Below are 17,507 nucleotides of genomic sequence, written 5' to 3' on the forward strand. Positions count from 1 at the left end.
GTATATCTAAAGAAAAAATGGGTGAAATGGTCGCTTTTAGCAGCTGCTGTAACCGTGTTTTTTGTCATTGGTTTTTGTCTAAGTATCTATTTTGGTGTGTTTGGCAAACTTCCAACATCCAATGAGCTGAGTCATTTAAAACAAGCCGAGGCGACTCAGGTACTGGATAAAGAGGGCAAATTAATTGGTAAATATTATATTTACGACAGACAGCCTTTGGCCTATACCGATTTCCCTGAACACCTTACTAGCGCACTCATCGCGACTGAAGATGTGCGTTTTTACGAACATCATGGCGTAGATAATAAGAGTTTACTGCGTGTTTTTTTTAAAACGATTCTTTTTCAAGACCAATCTTCAGGCGGCGGCAGTACGATTACCTTGCAATTGGCTAAAAATTTATATGGAAGGCAACACCATCTCTTATTTGGAACTGTCATTAATAAATTTAAAGAAGCAATTGTAGCCAAACGCTTAGAGGCCATTTATTCTAAAAAAGAAATTCTAACACTGTATCTTAACACGGTGCCCTTTCCGGATAATACCTATGGGATTGAAAGTGCTTCACGGAAATTTTTTAATAAGCCCACATCAACACTGTCGTTATCTGAAGCAGCCACACTGGTAGGTACTTTAAAGGCGAATCATTATTACAACCCCGGACGAAATATAGAACATAGCCGGAAGCGACGCGATGTCGTGCTGCATCAAATGTTAAAATATGACTATATAGATGTCCCTACATTTGAAGAGACCAAAGCGCAAGCGGTTATTTTGGAGTATCAGTCTTTTAATCACGACTTAGGGACGGCCCCGTATTTTAGAGCTCAGGTAAAAAAGGAATTAGTTTCTATTCTAAAGGACTATAAAAAACCCAATGGCGAGTCCTATGACCTGTATAAAGACGGACTCATTATTCACACGACTTTAGATTACAAGATGCAGGAATATGCCGAAGCGTCTATGAAAGCGCATCTAAGCAGTCTTCAAAAAATGTATGAAACCTCTTATGGCAAACAGGCGCCATGGGAAAATGATAAAGCACTCATCAACACTGCTATAAAAGCGCTTCCCAAGTATAAAAAATATAAAGCGATGGGTTTGAACGCGAATCAAATAGAAGATTCCTTAGCAGTAGCGCATGAGGTGGAGTTGTTTGAATGGGAGGGAAACGTAAAAAAACAGGTCTCCACTATCGATAGTTTAAAACATTACTTAAAGCTTCTAAACACGGGAATGCTTGCTATAGAACCACAAACAGGCGCGATTAGAACCTATATAGGCGGTATAGATTACCGTTATTTTAAGTATGATCATGTCTCACAGAGTGAGCGACAGGTGGGTTCCACCTTTAAACCGTTTGTGTACACGGCAGCCATTGAAAACGGCATGCCTCCCTGCACATATTTCTCTCCAAAAGCGATAACCTATTCCAACTATAAGAATTGGACCCCTGAAAACTCGGGAACCAAAGTCGAAGACCCACATCTCAATTACAACCTTGAGAAAGCATTGAGTGAATCATTAAACACCATTGCTGTTAAAGTTTTGGACGAAGTAGGCATTGCAAAAGTAATCGCGCAAGCTAAGAAATTAGGCATCACTAAAACATTACCGAGAAGAACCTTCGTTGGCTTTAGGGGTTGCTGAGATCAATATGATAGAGCTTGCAGGCGCTTACGCCAGTTATGTTAATAAAAGCAAACCTGTAAAGCCCTATTACATTACTAAAATTGAAGATAAAAACGGCAAAGAAATCCTGTCTTTTGTGCCTGAAACTTTAGATAATCAAGCCTATTCCGATTATACTAGACAAGTGCTTTTACAGTTTATGCAAGCTACAGTGAACACGGGTACCGCTTCCGGATTGCGAACCAGCTACAATCTAAAAAATGCTATTGCCGGTAAAACAGGCACGACGCAAGATAATAAAGACGGTTGGTTTGTGGGCATTACCCCTAATTTAGTGAGTGTGCATTGGGTAGGGAATGATAATTACGGTATTGGATTTAAAACCACAGGGATAGGGCAGGGTGCCAATTCGGCCTTACCCATTTTTGCAAAATTCTACCAAATGTTGAATGCAGAGGCCAAATATAATGCCATTACCAAAGCGAGTTTTGAAAAACCAGCGGCTGAAGTAGTAGAAGACCTGGAGTGCAATACCGAAAAAAGAGATGGTTTTTTAAAACGCTTGTTTGGTAAAAAGAAGAAAGCGCGAGAGTTTGATGCGGAGGACTAAATACTTTAACAGAGTGTTTATAATAAAAACACTATTTAAATGAGCTTTGTCAGGTTGAGCTTGTCGAAACCAGTATTGATTATCTGTAAATTTAAAGACTTCAAGAAGCTTATTATAACAACAAAAACAGCAAAAAGATACAAGACTAAAAAAGCAAGCAAAACATAAGTTCTACTTGCTTTTTTTGGTAATTAAATGTTTTACTACAAATTATAACTCAAACCAAGTACCCAATAGGTTTGTAATTTATTATCTACATTGTCAAATGTTGGAACAACTTGTAATGGAATGGCCATAGGGTCGTATTGACCAAGCGCATAGCTTAGAGCTTCTTGTTTGTTGCTTCTTAAGCCAAAGTCAAAACCAACACCAATTTTCTTCCAAAGGGTGTAGCCAAACGAGTTGGTCCATGTAAAGTTAGATAAGTCGCTACTGTCATAGCTTCGGAAGGTTGAAAAGTTAGATTTAAAATTTACTTTTCCAAATTTAGCGGTATAGTCTGCCACTATTTTAGCTCCCAAGGACGATTCAAAAACAGCATCGTTTTCAGCAAAGACAAAGTTGTAGTTTAAGGGGTGAATGACCACAAAAAGGTTTTCAATAGGATTCCAAGTCCCACCAACCCCAACATCTAAGTAGCCTGGATCATTAAAATTGTCTAAAAGGGTGGTTCTGTATTCTGCTAAGCCCGAAACAGCAAAGGTCTTAGTAATATTTCTGCCATATAAAGAAGAGATGTTAAACACATCTGTAGCCTCTCTAAATTTGTCACTGTCGGTGGGGTCGTCTTTATCGTCTAACTTTACCCAACCTAAATTGACATTCAGGGCATTTCTCGAGAAAAAATCATCTTGTTTTAAGTTAGCAAAGGCGTTGACTGTAAAACCTAGGTTTGCCGAGGTGTTGTTTGGAGAACCTTGCGAATACCAATTCGTAAATTCAGAATAACTTCCTCCAATGGTACCAAAAGCCCCTTTTCTCCAACCTGGTAAGGCATCTATTTTGGTTTGAATAGCATCTGCTTCTGCTTGAAATTTATTAGCTTCCGCTTGCTTCTCTGCTTTTTCTGTTTTAAGTTCTTCTTTAGTCTGCGCATTCATGGAAACCACTCCAATAAAAAAGGCAGATAATACTATTAATTTTTTCATGTTTGGATCAATTATATTTTAAAATAAACGCTTGCAAAGATAAACGTTGTACAAATGTATATCAAAAATAAAGTAAGAAGTTAAAGTGTAAAATACGTGTAAAATTAATAATTAACAAATTTGTTAACGTTTGTAAAGCGGTACAGAAGAGCAGGCTTCCCCATACATTAATGATTTTACCACGGGTTTAAGTTTTTTAATTAACATGGTGTACGCATTTACAGGCACGGGCTTATTAGAACAGCCTTTAATAATTACAGGCATATCTGTAAAAGATGCCACGTCTATGGTGGCTAAAATGTCTTGATAAATGGAGGTTTCTAAATCTATCAGGGTTCCAATAACCACTTTTTCAACAAAAGGTTCTAGGCTTACTGTTAACAGCATAAACGCCCAGGCAGGAACAATAGCGTCTGTTGAGCAAGATAAGGCGACGTAACTATTTTTATACTTTGACCAATCGTGGTTTTTTACATGTTCTCGAAAGGCCTTTTCTCTTAAAACTAAGCCTTCCATGAGCCAATCTTTAATATCAAATAAGACACGTTCTCCTTCAGGATAAAAATCCTCAAGATCAAAGGTTACTAATTTGCTATTCGCTACGCGATTGATAATTTCATCTGCCATAATTCAAAGTTAAGTATATTTTAATGAATTTATTGATAACCTTCCGCTTGTAGCTGAAAAAGTTGGGCATAAAGCGATTGGTTTGCCATTAATGCATCGTGGGTTCCCATCTCTAAAACACGGCCTTCATCTAGAACTAAAATTTTATTAGCTTGCCGCACCGTACTAAATCTATGGGAGATAATAATGCTTGTTTTATCTTCGGTTAAGCCTATAAACCGTTCGAAAACCTCACTTTCTGCTTTAGCATCTAAGGCAGAAGTGGGCTCATCTAAAATCATCACTTTGGCGTCTTTCATATAAGCTCTAGCCAAGGCTATTTTTTGCCATTGGCCGCCGGACAATTCCTGACCCTTATAAAAACGCTTGCCTAATTGTTGATTGTATCCCCGTTTCAATTCTGAAACCACCTCATTGGCTAAACTTAATTCTGCTGCTTTTTCAATTTTATCTTGATTGTCTATTTGGCTAATATCGCCAATGGCAATATTTTCTCTAACGGTGAATTCGTATTTAAAGAAATCTTGAAAAATAACGCCAAAAAGTGCTTGATAGGCTGCTTTGTTATAGCGGTTTATATTTACGCCGTCTAGTAAAATCGCACTGGAAGTAGGCTCGTAAAAACGGAGTAGTAACTTCGTTAACGTCGTTTTTCCAGCGCCATTTTGACCTACAAAGGCTAGTTTTTCACCGGCTTTAATTTTAAAGCTGATGCCTTTTAAAATTTCGTTATCGGATTCTCGGATAAGAAAACCTCACATTTTTAAACTCAAAACCTTCCGTGATTTTCTCAGGAAGCTGCATGTCTTCCACATACTTAGAGGCGACCGAAATATCAATAAAATCGAAATAGTCCTTGAGATATAAAGCACTTTCAGAGATACGCGTAAACTTTGAAAAGAAGTCCTGTAAGTTTCGTGTTAACCTATTAAAGGCACCAGATAAGAAGGTGAGTTCGCCTAAGGAAATCACGCGAGAAATAACCCGGTATATAATAAATACATAGGCGCCATAATAGCTTAAGGTACCTAACACATTAAATAAGAAACCAAGCGCAGAACGTTTAATTGCTAATTTTTTATTTAGTTCATAATATTCTTGAGATAGGTTTTTAAAACGGTCTACTACAAAATCAGTAAGTCCAAAAAGCTTAATTTCTTTCGCCGTTTTGTCGTTGGCGCCAATATACCTCAGGTAGTCCAATTCGCGTCGTTCGGCCGTCCAGCCTCTTGCTAATGAGTATTGCTGTTGGCTAAACCAAATTTCATTTATAAAAGAAGGAATAATACTTAAGACCAGTAAAATAATAAGATAAGGCTCGAAGTAGATTAATCCAGCCACTAGTGTGGCAATAGAAATTAGGCTCTGCACTTCGCCTAAAGCGTTAGACATAAGGCCCACACGTCCTGTGGTTTGTGTTCTCGCGCGCTCCAGCTTGTCGTAAAATTCAGAGTCTTCAAGGAGACTAATATCTATTTGATTGGTTTTTTTAATGATTCTTACTGAAGTATCAATAGAATAGGCATCACCCAATAGTCCATCGGTGAGTTGAATGGCTCTGCTCACTAATTCAGAAAGAATAATTAATCCTAATTCTATAGCGACATAAGTCCAAAGCTGGGACAGATTGGTAGTCTCTAATTTGGTTTGAAGTATGATTTCATCAATGATGAGTTTACCCACCCACAAAATAATGACGGGTAAAACGGCACCAATTAATCTGCAAAACGCAGACATTAAAAAGAGCTTTTTATTGGTATTCCGCATTTCTTTAAAGAATCGGGAATGAATACCAATGCACTAAAAGATTGTTTTAAGCTGGTTTTATTTCCGTCTTTTAATGATTTTGGTGTTTGTCTTGGCATTAATTTTTGTGATTACTGCGATAGCAAAAGCCGTAGTTGGTGCTAAATTAAAGCATGCCCAGCTCTAATTTTGCCTCCTCACTCATTAAATCTTGCGTCCATGGCGGATCGAAAGTGATTTCTACTTCGGCATCTTTCACGTCCTTAAGTGATTTTACTTTTTCTTCCACTTCTAGGGGTAAGGTTTCGGCAACAGGACAATTAGGGGTTGTTAAAGTCATTAAGATTTTAACATCGTAATCTTCATTCACGAAAACATCATAAATTAGTCCTAATTCATATATGTCAACTGGGATTTCTGGATCAAAAATGGTTTTTAAAACCTTTACTATTTTTTCTCCAAGTTCTGTGGTATCTATAACTGTATCGCTCATTATATTGTACTTTTTCATTTCCGCATGGGCGGTAATTCACTTTCTAATTTAATTGTGTTTGGTATGCAACGGCATACAATTTTAATTGTTTAATCATACTAACCAATCCATTGGCACGGGTAGGGGACAAGTGTTCTTTTAACCCTATGTCATCTATAAAATCCGTGTTAGCTTCAATAATATCTTTAGGGTGTTGGTTTGAAAACGCTCTAATGAGTATAGCAATAATACCTTTGGTAATAATGGCATCGCTATCTGCCGTAAACGCGATTTTGTTGTCTTGCATTTCGGCGTGCACCCATACTTTACTTTGGCAGCCTTTAATGATATTACTTTCGGTTTTATATTGCTCGTCTATTAAGGGTAAATCCTTACCTAGGTCTATCATATATTGATAACGTTCTTCCCAATCTTCAAACATGGAAAACTCATCAATAATGTCAGCTTGTATCTCTTGTATGCTTTGCATTTTGTATATCTTATATCTGATGCAAAATTACGGAAATCTTGTAGATTTATCCCTTAGTTTCAGCAGCTATATTTAAAACCATAGTGACTAAGGGTTCAATAGCTTTATTTGGATTACCAGCATCAAAGCCAGGTGCATTGTAAGTATCACCGTCTATAAGAATAGAAAAGTTAACCATTGCAGCGCCATCGTACTGAAAAGCTTTACTGGGTGCTTCCAGTGTAGTCATGGCTTTTAAATCTGTTTTTTCAATAAGCGTCATTAGGGCTTTCCAATCTTCATCGCTACACGTTTTCACTTCTGCTTTACCGTCAATAACGTTTTGAACAGTTACCTTTTTATTGTCAATAATTATTTTTTTAAAGCTCCCTCTAGTATGTGCTTTATACTCAATTTTAATATCATTCTGCATCATTTCTGCCGCAGAAGTTTTAGTTGCCGTAAGTAGTTCCTTTTCTCCATTATAAAGCACGATTTTATTATCCTTAATTCGAAAGTTTGTAGTTTCTGTTAAGGCTTTCATCATTTTTAATTCTAAAGTGTTTTCATTCTCTAAACACATTTTTTTAGTAGAAGCTAAATCTTTAAAAGAAATGGTGTTATTTTCTAAAGTGTAATCTCCAAAAAAACGATTACATCCGGAAAATCCACTAACTTTATTTGAAGTTTCTTCAAAGTTAAGTGTCAAGTTCTCTAGGGAACTAGTGTTATTCATATCAGAAACCATAAAGGAACCATTTAAGGTTTCTTGACTGCTGTTGTTGTTTTGATCTACTGAATCTGAAGTTTTACTTTCAGATGCGCCACAAGCATTTAAAATAACTGTGAATAGTAATATTGTGATTGTTTTCATTTTAGTTGTTATTTGATTACTCGATATAATAATACAAAAAAGACGCCAAACTTGGCGTCTTTTGTTTTTTTATGTTAAGAAAACTTAGTTTCCAGCTAATGCAGCTCTAGATCCACCTGGTGCAAAAATAGCACGCATTCTATTTCTTTGTCCATCAGAGAACATATACATACATGTATCATTGGTATAATCCATGTAATTCATAGTCATGTCGTTAGACTTACAGTTCACTGTTGGGTAAGACGGACAACCGTAGTTTGGTCCATCAGAAGAAGGGGTGTCGGCAACAAAATCATCTTGACGACATCTTCCATCTCCCCAAATGTGACGTAAGTTTAAGTAATGGCCCACTTCGTGAGTTCCTGTTCTACCTTTATCAAATGGAGCGGCAACATATCCTGTACTACCAAAATACTGAGTCCCTATAACAACACCGTCTGTACTAGAGTTTCCTCCAGGAAATTGTGCGTAACCTAAGATACCACCTCCAATGCTACATACCCAAATGTTAAGGTGCGTTTCAGGAGTGATAGGAGGGTAGGCTGATTTTACAGCGTCATTCGTTCCCCAAGAGGTATTACTACTTGCGTATCTAAATGTTCCTGCTAAAGTAAATTCTATTTCTGAATCTGTAATGGCATTATCAAATTCTGATGGTAATTGATTCGCATCATTATTGGTCTTTCTAAAATCTGCATTTAATACAGAGATTTGAGAATTAACTTGTGCACTACTAATGTTTTCAACTGAGTTACTATAAACCACGTGAACATAAACAGGAATGTTTATTACACCCATACCATCATTTACGGGAAGAACATCCGGATTACGGAACCTCCACCTCCGGTTGGCTTGCCTTTAGCCGCAAGAAATTTTCTTGTATTGTACTCTACATCGTACATTTTATCCGCTAGTTGCGGATCTTTATTTAACTGTCTGTTTAAATTTACCATGGAGTAACAAGAGGCTTTGCCTTCTGCAACTCTATTTGCTTCATCTACATCGGCATCGGTGTACACGTAAAAGTTGCTCATATCTATTTTAGATTGTTCATCTTTTAGGTCTTCTGTTTTGTCATCATTACATGACGTAAATACTAAGGCTAAAACAGCCATACTTAGGATTAATTTTTTCATTAATTATTTAATATAAGGGTTAAATGTTTGCCGAATATATAAAATTATCTCAAAAAAAATGTTAAAATACTAAGGCAACCTTAACTTTTCGATAAAGTACATTTGTTGAAAAACAGTCAATGTAGTAGATTATCGGTAAAAGGCCTTAAAGAATTGGCTATTAGAGGGTTGTGTTAGGACAGCATCATCTTTGCTTTCTTAACTCCAGTGACTAAAGCGTCTATTTCTTCTTTAGTATTGTAAAAAGCAAAAGAGGCACGAACGGTTCCTGGAATGTTGTAGAAATCCATAATAGGTTGTGCACAATGGTGTCCTGTTCTAACAGCAATCCCCATTTTATCCAAAAGGGTTCCAACATCGTAAGGATGAATGCCTTTTAAATTAAAGGAAATAACTGAGGTTTTATTTTTTGAAGTGCCGTAAATTCTTAAGCCGTCTATTTTTAGAAGTTGTTCTGTACCGTAGGCTAGAAGTTCGTTTTCGTAGTCGGCAATATCATCAAAGCCTACACTATTCATGTAATCTATAGCAGCACCAAAAGCAATACCTCCACAAATGTTTGGTGTCCCCGCTTCAAATTTATGTGGTAAACCCGCATAGGTCGTTTTTTCGAAACTTACGGTGGCAATCATTTCGCCACCCCCTTGATACGGCGGTAATTTTTCAAGCCAGGTTTCTTTGCCGTAGAGCATCCCAACACCGGTGGGTCCGCAGATTTTATGAGCAGAAGTGACGTAAAAATCAACATCTAAGGCTTGAACGTCCGGTTTTATGTGCGGAGCCGCTTGTGCACCATCAATTAGTACTGCAGCACCAACCGCATGTGCTTGTTCGATTATCTTTTCTATGGGGTTGATGGTGCCTAAAGCATTAGAAATATGATTAACAAAAACCAGTTTTGTTTTATCTGAAAGTAATTGGGAATACGTATCCATTTCCAATTCACCATTTAGGTTCATAGGAATCACTTTTAATAATGCGCCAGTTTTTTCACAAAGCATTTGCCAAGGCACAATATTGCTATGATGCTCTAAAGCAGAAACTATAATTTCATCTCCTTCCTTTATTAGTGACGCAAAACCATGAGCAACTAAATTGATACTTTCGGTAGTCCCGAAGTTAATATAATCTCGTAAGCGTGTTTGGCATTGAAATGCTGTTGAATGGTATTTCCGGCCGCTTCATATTTATCTGTGGCTTCCTGGCTTAATGTGTGAACCCCACGGTGAATGTTTGCGTTGTAGTTAGAATAGTAGTCAACGATAACGTCTATAACTTGTTGCGGTGTTTGTGAGGTTGCTGCGTTGTCAAAATACACTAACGGTTTACCATTAACTTTGCGAGAAAGTATTGGAAAGTCTTTTCTTATGTTTTTTAAATCTAGCATTAAAGATCAAACCCCAAATTAACACCCAGTTTATTTGCAATTAACTTAGTAATACGTTGCTTCAATTCAGGAATTTTTACTGAACTCAGTACGTTGTTACTAAAGGCAAACATCAATAAGGCTTTGGCTTCTTTCTCGGGAATACCACGTGAACGCATATAAAACATGGCGCTTTCATCTAATTGTCCAATAGTACACCCATGTGAACATTTCACATCATCTGCAAAAATTTCTAATTGCGGTTTTGTATTTATAGACGCTTTGTCACTTACTAAAATGTTATTATTCGCTTGAAACGCATTGGTTTTTTGAGCTTCTTTATTAACCACGACCTTGCCATTAAAAACACCTGTAGCGCTATCGCCATAAATGCCCTTGTAATCTTGGTGACTTTCGCAATTGGGCTCAATATGGTGCACCAGTGTGTTGTGATCAACATGTTGTTTTTCGCCAATTATGGTAATCCCTTTCATGGTAGAATCGATACGTTCACCATTTTGGTAAAAGTTTAGATTGTTACGTATTAGTTTGCCACCAAATGAAAACGTATGCACAGAACAGTGACTTTGGTCCTTTTGATTTATAAAGGTGTTATCTATTAAAGAGGCGTTTCCGTTATCATTTTGTATTTTATAATAGTCAACAATGGCCCGTTTGTTTCCAAAGATTTCTGTAACACTGTTTGTTAAAACAGGATTATCAGTTAAACTTTGATGACGTTCAATAATTTGAACATGAGAATTCTCGTCCACTACGATTAAATTACGAGGTTGTAATAGTAATGCCGCTTCATTTCCTGTTGAAAAGTGTAAGATCTGAATCGGTTTTTCAACCATTTTATTCTTCGGAATATGTATGTAAGCGCCTTCGTTGGAAAATGCCGTGTTCAGAGATGCTAAACTGTCTTTTGTTGCGACTTTATTGAAGTAATTTTCAATAATCAACCTGTATTTTGGTTTGTTTAAAGCTGAAGACATCAAACAAACATCAATACCATCATGTGTGGTCTGTGATAAATGTGATGAGTATTTTCCGTCAATAAACACTATTTTATAAGTATCGATATCATGAAGAAAATACTTTTTTACATCTTTATATTCTAGGGCATTTTCCTGTCTTGGGAACACGCTATAATCCTCTTTTAAAATACTTTTAAGCGAGGTGTATTTCCAATCTTCCTCTTTTTTAGAAGGAAAACCAACGGTTTCAAATGTTTTTATGGCTTCGCTACGGATATCGTGTAAAGGAGAGTCCATATCGATATCATTTTCGAATGCTAAAAATGAGGTTACTAATTTTTCTTTTAAATCCATGTTGTAAGTCTTCAGTAATCAGTATTTATTTTTCAGTCCACGCAATTGCTAACTGTTTTATTTATAGGATTGACTACTTTTATTGTTTTAAGAGTAATCATGCTTGAGTAAGCTACTGCCTACTGAAGCTTGACCACTGCTTACTAATCTATGCGTTTGCTTCTTCTTTTATCCAATCGTATCCTTTTTCTTCCAGCTCGTGCGCTAATTCTTTTCCGCCGGATTTTACAATTTTACCATTGTGTAAAACATGAACGAAATCGGAACGATATAATCTAATAAACGTTGGTAGTGTGTGATTACTATTACTGCGTTGTCTTTAGATTTTAATTTGTTCACCCCGTTGGCAACAATACGAAGCGCATCAATATCTAAACGCGAATCTGTTTCATCTAAAATGGCTAACTTAGGTTCTAACATGGCGAGTTGAAAAATCTCATTTCGTTTCTTTTCTCCACGAGAAAACCCCTCGTTTAATGAGCGGGATAAGAATTTACGGTCAATCTCTAGCATTTCAGCCTTTTCCTTAATCATTTTTAACATGTCTTTTGCAGGCATGTCTTCAAGACCTTTGGCTTTGCGATTGGCGTTGATTGCGGTTTTTATAAAATTGGTCACTGACACGCCTGGAATTTCTACTGGATATTGAAAGGATAAAAAGATGCCTTTATGAGCACGCTCTTCTGCTGCTAAGTCTTCGATGTCCTCACCTTCAAGAATAATTTCACCTTTTTCAACTTCGTATTCTTCTTTCCCAGCAATAACTGAAGCTAAAGTACTTTTACCAGCACCCGTTAGGTCCCATAATAGCATGCACTTCGCCTGCTTTAACTTCCAGGTTTATTCCTTTTAAAATTGATTTACCTTCAACACTCGCGTGTAAATTTTTGATTTGTAACATATGCTTATTTTCCAATTTTAACGATTTCGTTTTGTGTTGGATTTAATTTTTTGACGTTTATAATTTCTTTTATCTCTACATTAAATGGCCATCCTTCTTTACCTTCTGGTTTAGGGATGAGTTTGCCTCTTACTTCAGCCAAGATACCATCTGTAGGTTCTTGTCTATATGGCTTTCCCATATCATATAATTCGTGCATTTTATCATCGATAACGACTCCAAAAACGGAATTTCCTACTTGCATCACTGCGGCATCCGAATAATAAATAAACTCGCCTCTTAATAACGTTAAACCATCACTCTGTTTGGCAGTTTTTTCGGGCCATCAGCACCTATTGGTGATTTTGTTGTTTTGGTGTCCTCTTTACAACTTGTAAAACATGAGGCGCATAACATTAAAATTAAAATTTGCTTCATCACTAGTTTAAGAATTTAGGATACTTAGGTAATCTATTAAAATCATCGGCAGAATGTTGAATGTATACTTTAGCGTTTTTTTCTTTCGCAAACGCTTCAAAAGCATCCATGCTGGTTAGCGTTTCTTCAACACTATAATTGAAACTTGGCACCCCACCGGAATCTCTGTTTTCTTGAAAATGGTAAAGGTCACCGAGATAATAATACTGGCCCAGCTTCAACCAAGTTTAAATAAAGCGCTTGATGCCCTGGTGTATGTCCTGGCATAGATTTTATAATAACAGAACCGTCATCAAACACATCATAATCCCCATTAAGCTTTTTTACCTTTGTAAGTGCTGCAACCGGTGGATAATTGTCTCCTTTTTTCTGTGCGTCACTAGTTATAAAATTATATTCAGATTCTTGAACCAACCATGTGGCATCGGCAAATTTTGAAGCAGAACCAGTGTGATCAAAATGGGTATGCGACAAAGCGATATAATCAAAATCTTTAGGGGTTAGATTCAATTCTTTTAATTGAGAGATTATAGAATCTTTTCTTGAGACGGTAAAAGCACCATCTGGCGTAGTAAAAGGGTCTTGGCCAACTAAGCCTTCTGCTAAACCGGCATCCCATAGTAAACGCCCCTTAGGATGTTCAATAATGTAGAAGGCATCGGCAAAGGTTTTTGTTTGGCCCTGGTACGTGGTGTCTTGAGAAAAAATGTCTAACTTATTCACCTGAACTGTTCCCCCGTTTAAGGTGTATAATTTAACCTCAGTTTGAGTTGTTTGAGTGTCTTCTTGCGCACTATTGTGACCATCTTGTATACCTTGTTTGAAATCTTTACAAGAGGTGGCAGCTATAAGTAATACAAGTAATCCGATTGTTTTTTTCATAGGTGTTTCATATTTAAATCAATACCGTTTTTTTATCCTACAGAACCTTCCAAGCTGATTTCCAATAGCTTTTGTGCTTCAACAGCAAACTCCATTGGTAATTTATTTAGTACTTCTTTACTAAAGCCATTTACAATAAGTGCTATTGCTTTTTCTGTATCAATACCACGTTGGTTACAATAGAAAATCTGGTCTTCACCAATTTTACTGGTTGTCGCCTCATGTTCTACCATGGCGGTTTTGTTTTTTGCTTCAATGTATGGGAAGGTATGTGCGCCACATTCATTACCCATAAGTAAACTGTCGCATTGCGAGAAGTTACGTGCGTTGTCTGCTCGGAATTGATTTGTACTAATCCGCGATAAGAGTTTTGTGATTTACCTGCCGAAATACCTTTTGAAATAATAGTAGATTTTGTGTTTTTTCCTAAATGAATCATTTTTGTTCCCGTATCTGCTTGCTGATAATTATTAGTCACAGCAATAGAGTAAAATTCACCAACAGAATTATCACCTTTTAAAATACAACTCGGGTATTTCCAAGTCACGGCACTTCCAGTTTCCACTTGTGTCCACGATATTTTTGCGTTTTTCTCGCAAATGCCTCTTTTGGTCACGAAATTAAAAACGCCACCTTTTCCTTCGGCATTTCCAGGATACCAGTTTTGTACTGTAGAATATTTAATTTCAGCATCGTCTAAAGCAATAAGCTCCACAACGGCGGCATGCAATTGATTTTCATCCCGACTTGGTGCGGTACAGCCTTCCAAATAAGACACGTAGCTGCCTTCGTCTGCGACGAGTAATGTGCGCTCAAATTGTCCGGTGCCTCCTTGGTTAATTCTAAAATAGGTCGACAACTCCATAGGGCAACGTACGCCTTTTGGAATATAGCAGAAGGATCCATCACTAAATACGGCTGAATTTAAAGCCGCATAAAAATTATCTTTTTGGGGCACGACCGTTCCTAAATATTTTCTCACTAATTCGGGATGCTCTTTAATGGCTTCCGAAATACTCATGAAAATAATCCCTTTCTCACCTAATGTTTTTTTGAAGGTAGTAGCTACAGACACTGAATCGACCACAATATCCATAGCGACGTTGTTCATCTTTTTTTGCTCATCTATAGAGATTCCTAATTTCTTATACATGGCCAATAGATCTGGATCCACATCATCTAACGTTTTATTAGGATCTACAGCAACTGGCGCAGAATAATAGGCGATGGCTTGGAAATCGGCTTTTTGTAATGTACGTTTGCCCACTCCGGTTCTTCCATGGTTTTCCAGTGACGAAAAGCCTCTAATCGCCAGTCAGTCATCCATTCAGGCTCTTCTTTTTTCTTAGAAATAGCGCGAACAATATCTTCATTTAAACCAATTGGGAAGGTGTCAGATTTTATATCTGTGTAAAAACCATATTCGTATTCTTTGGTTTTTAATTCTTCTCTTAAATCGTCTTCAGTATATTTTGACATAATTAGATTTTCGTTTTTAAACTCCTTCACAATGGGAAGGTTGGGATTGGTCTATAGCGAAAAAGATTCGCCGCAACCGCAAGTTCGGTTAGCGTTAGGGTTATTGAAAACGAAACCAGCGCCATTCAATCCACCCGAATATTCTAAAGTGGTACCTATGAGGTATAAAAAGCTTTTTTTATCAACAATGATTTTTACACCATTATCTTCAAAAACTTTATCCTCCGCTTCTTGGGTTTTATCAAATTTTAAATCGTAAGAAAGCCCGGAGCAACCGCCACTTTTTACGCCTACACGTACATAATGCTCACCAGGGACATAACCATCGTCAGTCATTAATTCAATAACTTTCTTTTTAGCTGTTTCAGAAACTTTTATCATATTCTTATATAGATTAACTCTAAATAGAGTGCAAAGATACGATATATGTCTGTTTTTACCATACAACCTAACATTATATTAGCATATGTGGTTATAGTATTTGTCTATGAATTGCTTTCTGTGAAACGTTTTAATTCTGAAAATCAGGATTGGTAAGAAATGAGGGATCAGATAGTGATAAAAGAAAAGCTTTTAAGTCGGCTTTATCTTGATTAGAAAGTTGTACACCACCGTCTTCTACTTTTTTCATTAACGGATCTATGGTTGGTGAGTTTTGGAGGCCTTCAGAATAAAAATCAATCACTGCATCTAAAGTTTCAAAACGGCCGTCATGCATATATGGTGCGGTGAATGCTAAATTTCTTAAAGAGGGGCTTTTGAATTTTCCGTTGTCATTGGGGTCTCCCGTTACACGGCCCAAGCCTAAATCTGAAAAATTGGCATCTAAACCGTTATTGTGAAATAGGTTGTCTGTCCACAAGGGGTTGTTGGGATTGCCATGACAATGAAAACAATCGCCACGCGATTCATCTAAAAACACCGCTAAACCATTTTGCTCTTGAGGTGTTAAGGTGGTTTCGCCCAATGAAAACTTGTCAAATTTAGAGTTCGCTGAAATAAGTGTGCGCTCAAACTGAGCCAGCGCTTTTGTGGTTAATTCTTTGGTGATTGTCGTCGTTTTAAAAGCTAAGCGAAACAATTTGGGGTACTCCGGATGCGTTGCTAATTTCGCAACGACATCATCCCAATCACTATGCATTTCTATAGGGTTTTGTACAGGTTCTAAAGCTTGTCGCTCTAAACTGAGTTCTTTTCCGTCCCAGGCGAAACGTTCATCGTAGTTCCAGGCGAGGTTGAATAGGGGCATGGCATTTCTATTTCCAAAAATGCCATCAATACCATCACTTGTGGCAGAATCATCAGTAAAGGCATTTTCTCGGTTTATGGCATGACGCACAGGACATGGTTTCATCATCAGACAAAATAGGATCAAAGAATAATTTTTTTCCCAAAGCGACACCTTCCGGAGTTTGGGGGTTGTTATTTGGAATAATAGGCGAAAGTATTGTTTGCTGAAAAAGAACTGGAATGTCTAGGGCTACAGGGGTAGGTTCATATACTTCGGTATCTGGTGAATCCTCTTTCGAGCACGCCAAGATAAAAGTAAATAAGAGCATGTATATAAACCAGTGTTTCATGTAATTACTGTGTAACGGCACCTAAACTAAACACGTTTTGTCCATTTTGATTCATCTTTAATTGTGCTTGAAAATTGGGCATAAGCATGGTGTTCCATACGGTTAAATCCCATTGGAACGTGTTTTTAAACCATTCGGCAATATTCATTTTTATTTCAAAATTAATATCTCTTTCTATGGTTATTGGGCCTAGGTCGACCTCAATAAAAGTTTCTTCAATAGTTGGTGGATTGGTATTGCCATCTGCGGCTCTTATAACATGGTATGCATAACCCGTTTCCGGCGTTGTACTGTTCGTAAATTTACCTTCTAATTGCATATAGTGATAGCCACCCACGCTTCCTAACATAGGGGTGTTGGGTACGGCCCAGGATTCTGAATTTAAATCTAAGTATGCACCGTCAATATTGTCTTCGGCATCAAAACCAAAGGTGAAAGACACATTGGTATAAGTTCCTAACGGAATATTATCTAAGGGACTATAGGTTAGATTTGTGTCTGTTTTTAGATTTACTAAGTTGTAGCCTTCTATCACAATTTTCTCACCGTTTTCTTTAGTAAATGTGACATCTGAAATGAGATACCTAAGGGTTTCTATGCTAAGCGTTTCGCCATTGGCATTTGTGTATTGTATCGTGTTAAAATCTGAACTGGTTATTTGGGTGTCATCCCAATAATGGGTAAAGCTAAACGTGGTTTTGGCGTCAGTTTGTAAAGTTAAATTGTCATCACGATCTTCACTACATGAATATAGTAGAAGTATTGAAATCATAAAAAGGGTAAAAATCTTTGGCATTATTATTTAAATTTTATCATTAGTAGGTCTGTAAAGCC

17 protein-coding genes and 4 pseudogenes are annotated in these 17,507 nt (G+C 37.1%); 2 read left to right on the forward strand and 19 right to left on the reverse strand.

Features of this window, described 5'->3' with window-relative positions; genetic code table 11:
• Nucleotides 1-21: 21 nt before the first annotated feature.
• Together N7U66_RS13900 and N7U66_RS13905 are read left to right on the forward strand one after the other, a co-directional pair.
• Nucleotides 22-1,650: a transglycosylase domain-containing protein gene (locus N7U66_RS13900; protein ID WP_267675834.1), complete on the forward strand. Its 1,629-nt coding sequence runs from the start codon at nt 22-24 to the stop codon at nt 1,648-1,650.
• Nucleotides 1,631-2,242: a penicillin-binding transpeptidase domain-containing protein gene (locus N7U66_RS13905; RefSeq protein ID WP_267675835.1), complete on the forward strand. Its 612-nt coding sequence runs from the start codon at nt 1,631-1,633 to the stop codon at nt 2,240-2,242. The genes N7U66_RS13900 and N7U66_RS13905 overlap by 20 nt, the downstream gene beginning before the upstream one ends.
• A gap of 203 nt (nt 2,243-2,445) precedes the next feature.
• On the opposite strand, the gene N7U66_RS13910 is transcribed toward N7U66_RS13905, so the two are convergent.
• From N7U66_RS13910 to N7U66_RS13990, 19 genes and pseudogenes are all read right to left on the reverse strand, one after another.
• Entirely contained in the window at nt 2,446-3,390 is a 945-nt protein-coding gene (locus tag N7U66_RS13910; RefSeq protein ID WP_267675836.1) for a DUF3078 domain-containing protein, read from the reverse strand.
• 123 nt (nt 3,391-3,513) lie between these two features.
• Nucleotides 3,514-4,017, reverse strand: a complete 504-nt coding sequence (locus N7U66_RS13915; RefSeq protein WP_267675837.1) for a DUF2480 family protein — start codon at nt 4,015-4,017, stop codon at nt 3,514-3,516.
• 29 nt (nt 4,018-4,046) lie between these two features.
• Nucleotides 4,047-5,882: pseudogene (locus N7U66_RS13920) on the reverse strand (ABC transporter ATP-binding protein).
• A gap of 47 nt (nt 5,883-5,929) precedes the next feature.
• Entirely contained in the window at nt 5,930-6,256 is a 327-nt protein-coding gene (locus tag N7U66_RS13925; RefSeq protein WP_267675838.1) for a DUF59 domain-containing protein, read from the reverse strand.
• A gap of 43 nt (nt 6,257-6,299) precedes the next feature.
• Complete coding sequence (locus N7U66_RS13930) at nt 6,300-6,725, reverse strand: SufE family protein (RefSeq protein ID WP_267675839.1); 426 nt, start codon at nt 6,723-6,725, stop codon at nt 6,300-6,302.
• Nucleotides 6,726-6,771: 46 nt separating this feature from the next.
• Nucleotides 6,772-7,578: an META domain-containing protein gene (locus N7U66_RS13935; RefSeq protein WP_267675840.1), complete on the reverse strand. Its 807-nt coding sequence runs from the start codon at nt 7,576-7,578 to the stop codon at nt 6,772-6,774.
• A gap of 84 nt (nt 7,579-7,662) precedes the next feature.
• A complete protein-coding gene (locus N7U66_RS13940; RefSeq protein ID WP_313791235.1) occupies nt 7,663-8,376 on the reverse strand; it encodes a zinc metalloprotease in 714 nt (237 codons plus the stop codon).
• 8 nt (nt 8,377-8,384) lie between these two features.
• On the reverse strand, nt 8,385-8,714 hold the full coding sequence (locus N7U66_RS22060) for a hypothetical protein (RefSeq protein WP_313791236.1): 330 nt from the start codon (nt 8,712-8,714) through the stop codon (nt 8,385-8,387).
• Between the two features lie 173 nt (nt 8,715-8,887).
• A pseudogene (locus N7U66_RS13945) lies at nt 8,888-10,101 on the reverse strand (aminotransferase class V-fold PLP-dependent enzyme).
• Complete coding sequence (sufD, locus tag N7U66_RS13950; protein WP_267675841.1) at nt 10,101-11,414, reverse strand: Fe-S cluster assembly protein SufD; 1,314 nt, start codon at nt 11,412-11,414, stop codon at nt 10,101-10,103. The pseudogene N7U66_RS13945 and the gene sufD overlap by 1 nt, the downstream one beginning before the upstream one ends.
• A gap of 148 nt (nt 11,415-11,562) precedes the next feature.
• Nucleotides 11,563-12,315 (reverse strand): annotated as a pseudogene (gene sufC, locus N7U66_RS13955) (Fe-S cluster assembly ATPase SufC).
• Nucleotides 12,316-12,319: 4 nt separating this feature from the next.
• Complete coding sequence (locus tag N7U66_RS13960; protein ID WP_267675842.1) at nt 12,320-12,562, reverse strand: hypothetical protein; 243 nt, start codon at nt 12,560-12,562, stop codon at nt 12,320-12,322.
• 172 nt (nt 12,563-12,734) lie between these two features.
• The gene (locus tag N7U66_RS13965) at nt 12,735-12,953 is read right to left on the reverse strand and encodes a hypothetical protein (protein ID WP_267675843.1); all 219 of its coding nucleotides are present in this window, start codon (nt 12,951-12,953) and stop codon (nt 12,735-12,737) included.
• Nucleotides 12,922-13,614: an N-acyl homoserine lactonase family protein gene (locus N7U66_RS13970; RefSeq protein ID WP_267675844.1), complete on the reverse strand. Its 693-nt coding sequence runs from the start codon at nt 13,612-13,614 to the stop codon at nt 12,922-12,924. Before N7U66_RS13970 ends, N7U66_RS13965 begins: the two co-directional genes overlap by 32 nt.
• Before the next feature lie 32 nt (nt 13,615-13,646).
• Nucleotides 13,647-15,093 (reverse strand): annotated as a pseudogene (gene sufB / locus N7U66_RS13975) (Fe-S cluster assembly protein SufB).
• A gap of 51 nt (nt 15,094-15,144) precedes the next feature.
• On the reverse strand, nt 15,145-15,474 hold the full coding sequence (locus tag N7U66_RS13980) for a HesB/IscA family protein (protein WP_267675845.1): 330 nt from the start codon (nt 15,472-15,474) through the stop codon (nt 15,145-15,147).
• A 130-nt stretch (nt 15,475-15,604) separates the two neighbouring features.
• Complete coding sequence (locus tag N7U66_RS13985; RefSeq protein WP_390886578.1) at nt 15,605-16,432, reverse strand: cytochrome-c peroxidase; 828 nt, start codon at nt 16,430-16,432, stop codon at nt 15,605-15,607.
• Complete coding sequence (locus N7U66_RS22635) at nt 16,395-16,673, reverse strand: cytochrome-c peroxidase (RefSeq protein WP_390886579.1); 279 nt, start codon at nt 16,671-16,673, stop codon at nt 16,395-16,397. Before N7U66_RS22635 ends, N7U66_RS13985 begins: the two co-directional genes overlap by 38 nt.
• A 4-nt stretch (nt 16,674-16,677) precedes the next feature.
• A complete protein-coding gene (locus N7U66_RS13990) occupies nt 16,678-17,445 on the reverse strand; it encodes an MbnP family protein (protein ID WP_267675846.1) in 768 nt (255 codons plus the stop codon).
• Nucleotides 17,446-17,507 lie beyond the last annotated feature (62 nt).

Source organism: Lacinutrix neustonica (assembly GCF_026625145.1).
Taxonomy (GTDB): domain Bacteria; phylum Bacteroidota; class Bacteroidia; order Flavobacteriales; family Flavobacteriaceae; genus Lacinutrix; species Lacinutrix neustonica.

Excerpts from the sequence above, each read along its gene's own strand:
- N7U66_RS13930 (WP_267675839.1), bottom strand. The coding sequence starts at position 6,725 with ATGCAAAGCATACAAGAGATACAAGCTGACATTATTGATGAGTTTTCC.
- N7U66_RS22635 (WP_390886579.1), bottom strand. The coding sequence starts at position 16,673 with ATGAAACACTGGTTTATATACATGCTCTTATTTACTTTTATCTTGGCG.
- N7U66_RS13990 (WP_267675846.1), bottom strand. The coding sequence starts at position 17,445 with ATGATTTCAATACTTCTACTATATTCATGTAGTGAAGATCGTGATGAC.
- N7U66_RS13935 (WP_267675840.1), bottom strand. The coding sequence starts at position 7,578 with ATGAAAACAATCACAATATTACTATTCACAGTTATTTTAAATGCTTGT.
- N7U66_RS13980 (WP_267675845.1), bottom strand. The coding sequence starts at position 15,474 with ATGATAAAAGTTTCTGAAACAGCTAAAAAGAAAGTTATTGAATTAATG.
- sufD (WP_267675841.1), bottom strand. The coding sequence starts at position 11,414 with ATGGATTTAAAAGAAAAATTAGTAACCTCATTTTTAGCATTCGAAAAT.
- N7U66_RS13940 (WP_313791235.1), bottom strand. The coding sequence starts at position 8,376 with ATGGGTGTAATAAACATTCCTGTTTATGTTCACGTGGTTTATAGTAAC.
- N7U66_RS13970 (WP_267675844.1), bottom strand. The coding sequence starts at position 13,614 with ATGAAAAAAACAATCGGATTACTTGTATTACTTATAGCTGCCACCTCT.
- N7U66_RS13910 (WP_267675836.1), bottom strand. The coding sequence starts at position 3,390 with ATGAAAAAATTAATAGTATTATCTGCCTTTTTTATTGGAGTGGTTTCC.
- N7U66_RS22060 (WP_313791236.1), bottom strand. The coding sequence starts at position 8,714 with ATGAAAAAATTAATCCTAAGTATGGCTGTTTTAGCCTTAGTATTTACG.
- N7U66_RS13915 (WP_267675837.1), bottom strand. The coding sequence starts at position 4,017 with ATGGCAGATGAAATTATCAATCGCGTAGCGAATAGCAAATTAGTAACC.
- N7U66_RS13925 (WP_267675838.1), bottom strand. The coding sequence starts at position 6,256 with ATGAGCGATACAGTTATAGATACCACAGAACTTGGAGAAAAAATAGTA.